A 1,118-nucleotide genomic window follows, 5' to 3' on the forward strand; every position below is an offset into this window, starting at 1 on the left:
CGATGGTGTGACCGCGCACACGGGTGATGACGGTTCGGCCGCGCGTGCGGGTGACGATGGTGTGACCGCGCGTGCGGGTGACGATGGTTTGGCCGCACACCCGGGTGATGATGGTTTGGCCGCACACCCGGGTGATGATGGTTTGGCCGCACACCCGGGTGATGATGGTGTGACCGCGCGTGCGGGTGACGATGGTGTGACCGCGCGTGCGGGTGATGACGGTGTGACCGCGCGTGCGGGGGATGACAGTTCCTCGACTGCGCGCGCCGACGCGGATGGTTCCACAGATACGCAGCGCATCGGCGATGGAACGGCGGATGGTGGAGTCGACCGGTCGAGCACCCGGAATCCGGAGGTGGGAACCGGATCGGACGGTGCCGTCCGGCCCGCAGGAGAAGCCGCGACTCATTCGGATCCGGCTGCGGTACAGGCGAATTCGAATGCCGAGTCCAACGGTGCTGGCGACCGTACCGGGTCGGCCGACCACGCGGGAGCGTCGGCGCGCGAGGGGCAGAGCCGCCTCGATGCCGGTACCCGGGCCGACCTGACCCCCGCGGGCGCGGAACACACTTCGAACACGACCGCCGATGGTTCGCGCGTCTCCGGCGACAATGCCGCCTCGCAAGCAGGCGCCGCCGCAGCGTCGACCACACTCCAAACCGGCACTGCTCCTACACATCCCGCAACCGCGCCAACCCACCCCGCACCCGACGCACGCACCGGCGCAACACCATCCACACCGCGCGCAACCTCAACCGCCGACATGCGCCCCGGCGCAACCTCCAACACGGAAGCCTCACGCGGCGAACAGACCCGCCCACAACCGACCGCCGAGCCCCGCACCACAGACCCCCGGTCCACAATCCCATCCACCGCCGATGCCCGCACCACCACAGACGGCCGCCCCGGGCCGGACCGATTCCGCAACGGCACCGGCGACACGTCCGAATCCCGCCGCACCGCATCCGAAAACCGCGCGGGCGCAGCCCAATCCACACCCCACCACGTCACCGCCGAACCCATAGCAGGCCCTCAGGCAGCAGCCGCCCCCATCCACGCCGAGACCCACGCCGACGGCAATGCCACCGTCCGCGCCCACAGCGACACCGCTGCACCCC

Annotated in this window: 1 protein-coding gene and 1 pseudogene; both read right to left on the bottom strand. The window is 70.4% G+C overall.

Going from position 1 to position 1,118, the window contains the following annotated elements:
• The coding region (locus NP3_RS50045; protein WP_218025028.1) for a hypothetical protein at positions 1-568 on the bottom strand (568 nt) is incomplete at its 3' end.
• A 228-nt stretch (positions 569-796) separates the two neighbouring features.
• Positions 797-1,118: pseudogene (locus NP3_RS50050) on the bottom strand (hypothetical protein); the annotation flags it as partial.

Source organism: Nocardia pseudovaccinii NBRC 100343 (assembly GCF_001613225.1).
Taxonomy (GTDB): Bacteria; Actinomycetota; Actinomycetes; order Mycobacteriales; family Mycobacteriaceae; genus Nocardia; species Nocardia pseudovaccinii.